This window comes from Massilia aerilata (genome assembly GCF_042656905.1).
In the GTDB taxonomy this organism is placed as follows: Bacteria; Pseudomonadota; Gammaproteobacteria; order Burkholderiales; family Burkholderiaceae_D; genus Telluria; species Telluria aerilata.
This window is the reverse complement of record NZ_JBHSMZ010000001.1, coordinates 573,867-577,183: the sequence shown is the minus strand read 5'-3', so window position 1 is coordinate 577,183 and position 3,317 is coordinate 573,867. Positions and strand designations below refer to the sequence as shown.

The window sequence follows — 3,317 nt, the reverse complement described above, 5'->3', positions numbered from 1 at the left end:
CTACGGCATGATCCAGGATAACCACATCCACCACCTGGCCCGCAGCGTGGCCTGCACCAGCGCCGGCGGTTCGGCCATCGGCGTGGACAGCTATTACCACGGCGTCAAGACCGACATCGTCGGCAACGTCGTCAACGACATCGGCTCGGCCGGCTGCACCTATGTCCAGGGTATCTATGTTTCCACCTCGGGCAGCATCAAGAACAACCTGGTCTACCGCGTCGGCGCGGTCGGCATCCATCTGTGGCACGACGCCACCGACGTGGTCATCACCAACAACACCGTGACCAGCTCGAACTTCGGCATGGTGGTGGGCGGCGGCGACTTTTACTACACGACCGCCGGCGCGAACAATGTCTATGTCGCCAACAACATCATCTTCGACAACAAGTACGGCATCTCGGAGCAGGGCAAGACCGGCACCGCGAACAAGTATGTCAACAACCTGGTGTTCCAGAACCCGACCTACAACATCTCGCTGCGCAACGGTTTGAAGGATACCGGCACCATCAGCTCGAACCCGCTGTTCAAGGCCTATTCGAAGACCGCGGCCGCCCCGGACTTCCACCTGACCATCAGCTCGCCGGCGATCGGCCGCGGCACCGCGACCAATGCCTACCCGACCGACCTGGACGGCAAGCCGCGTAATGCGTCGACCGGTTACGACATCGGCGCCTACCAACATTAAACCCGAGCATTAAACGCCAGCACTGACCGTCTCAGTTTTGCGCTCCCGGCCAGTTCTCTGGCTGGGTTTCAGCCCGCATACCGCATGGTGTGCGGGCTTTTTAATTGTGACATCAGGCCGGCTATCGGTTTGTCGAAGCATTCGATATTTAACAATTGTCTGTTCATAAGTACCTGATTCTACTCAGCAATATCCGTTTGCTTTCGATTACTGTAGGAAATTTATTTTAAAAAAGATTGAACTAAGAAAGTTTCCTTGCGTCAAAGGGTTACATTCACTTTTTGCCGCAAGGTACTTTCAGATGAAAAAACTCCTTACTTTTGCTTCGGATATCCGTGTCAACGCCATGCTGTGCTGCAGCGCTGCCGTCCTCCTGACGGCTTGCGGTGGCGGCATGACCGAAAACGGCAACGGCCAGCAATCGCAGACCGCCGCCGTGCTTACCAGCAGTGCAGACCAGACCGCAGCAAACAGTGCCGCGACCGCGCCCAACGCTTCCGATGCAGCCGAGGCGCAAACGACCGAAGCCGCCGCGAGCAGCTTCGAACTGAGCGGTTACGATGGCGTCCCGGCGTCCAGCGGTGCAGCACCGGCGGACGGCGCACCGCGGCTGCTGGCGTCGATCTCGGCATCGAGCCCGACCGTGAGCGCCGCGACCACGACCCCGGCCACCACCTATAACTATTATGTGTCGCCGACCGGTTCGGATACCGCCGCCGGCACCAAGGCCGCGCCGTTCAAGACCCTGGCCCGCGCCGTGAAAGCCGCGACCAAGGCGAGCACCACCGTCTGGGTGGCTCCAGGCACCTATGCCGGCGGCATCAAGACCACCGCCAACGGCACCGCCAGCGGCCGCATCTACTGGGTTTCGACCACCAAGTGGGGCGCCAAGATCGTTCCGCCTTCGAGCTCGAGCAACAACAACGCCTGGGACAACCGCGGCAACTACGTCAGCATCATCGGCTTCGACGTCGACGGCACCAATTCGGGTTCGGGCACCAAATGGACCCACGGCATCTACACCGGCGGTTCCTACGGCATGATCCAGGATAACCACATCCATCACATCGCCAGGAGCGTGGCCTGCACCAGCGCCGGCGGTTCGGCGATCGGCGTGGACAGCTATTACCACGGCGTGAAGTCGGACATCGTCGGCAACGTCGTCAACGACATCGGCCCGGCCGGCTGCACCTATGTCCAGGGTATCTATGTTTCCACCTCGGGCAGCATCAAGAACAACCTGGTCTATCGCGTCGGCGCGGTCGGCATCCACCTGTGGCACGACGCCACCGACGTGGTCATCACCAACAACACCGTGACCAGCTCGAACTTCGGCATGGTGGTGGGCGGCGGCGACTTCTATTACACGACGGCCGGCGCCAACAATGTCTATGTCGCCAACAACATCATTTACGACAACAAGTACGGCATCTCGGAGCAGGGCAAGACCGGCACCGCCAACAAGTATGTCAACAACCTGGTGTTCCAGAACCCGACCTACAACATTTCTCTGCGCAACGGTTTGAAGGACACCGGCACCATCAGCTCGAACCCGCTGTTCAAGGCCTATTCGAAGACCGCGGCCACCCCGGATTTCCACCTGACCACGAGCTCGCCGGCGATCGGCCGCGGCACCGCGACCAACGCCTACCCGACCGACCTGGACGGCAAGCCGCGTAATGCTTCGACCGGTTACGACCTTGGCGCGTACCAGCACTAAGAAGAGCAGCACCAACAAGCAGAACTGAGTTTCACCGCGTCCGCGGCTAGACGCCGCGGACTCCTCTTGCCCCCGCATCCATACGGCCCTTTCTAGTTGCCGCAGGGGCGCTTATGCACCTAAGGAATGTAGAATGAAAAAGCAAGCTTCGTTTTCCCCGGCTCTCCGCATCAACGCACTGCTGTGCTGCAGCGCCGCTGTCCTCCTGAGCGCCTGCGGCGGTAACGCCGACATGGGCGCCGCGGCCAGCCAGACCGCTGCCGCCATTACCAGCAGCGCCGATGCCACCGCCAGCGCCGTGGAACCGAATACGACCGACGCAACAGCAGCGGGCGCCTCGACCGCGCCTGCGAATTTCGCGCTGAGCGGCTACGACGGCCACCCGCTGGCCGCCGAAGCCCAGCCGGCTTCGGCCCAGCCGCGCCTGTTGGCCAGCATCACCTCGTCGGCGACGACCGGCACCCCGACCCAGCAAGTGACCGACCTGTACCGTACGCTGCTGAAGCGCGAACCGGACTCGGGCGGCCTGACCTACTGGAGCAACCTGGTCGCGTCTGGCGTGCCGATCAGCTTCGTCGAAGCGCAGTTCAAGGCCAGCCAGGAGTACATCAACCTGCAAGCCGCCACCGGCGGCGGCACTGGCAGCGGCGCCACGACCACGACCCCGACGACGACCTACAACTATTATGTCTCGCCGACCGGTTCGGACACCGCCGCCGGCACCAAGGCCGCGCCGTTCAAGACCCTGGCCCGCGCAGCAAAAGCCGCGACCAAGGCCGGCACCACCGTCTGGGTGGCCCCGGGCACCTATGCCGGCGGCATCAAGACCACCGCCAACGGCACCGCCTCGGCACGCATCTACTGGGTTTCGACCACCAAGTGGGGCGCCAAGATCGTTCCGCCTTCGAG

At 62.2% G+C, this 3,317-nt stretch carries 3 protein-coding genes; all 3 read left to right on the top strand.

All coding sequences use genetic code 11. The features are described from left to right. The coding region (locus ACFPO9_RS02550) for a choice-of-anchor Q domain-containing protein (RefSeq protein WP_379766580.1) at positions 1 to 688 on the top strand (688 nt) is incomplete at its 5' end. A 301-nt stretch (positions 689 to 989) separates the two neighbouring features. Beyond that, positions 990 to 2,408: a choice-of-anchor Q domain-containing protein gene (locus tag ACFPO9_RS02545; protein WP_379766577.1), complete on the top strand. Its 1,419-nt coding sequence runs from the start codon at positions 990 to 992 to the stop codon at positions 2,406 to 2,408. A 133-nt stretch (positions 2,409 to 2,541) separates the two neighbouring features. Continuing rightward, positions 2,542 to 3,317, top strand: a 776-nt coding sequence (locus ACFPO9_RS02540; RefSeq protein ID WP_379766574.1) for a DUF1565 domain-containing protein, incomplete at its 3' end; no start/stop codon positions are given.

Coding starts and splice junctions, on each gene's coding strand:
- ACFPO9_RS02545 (WP_379766577.1), top strand. CDS start 990: ATGAAAAAACTCCTTACTTTTGCTTCGGATATCCGTGTCAACGCCATG.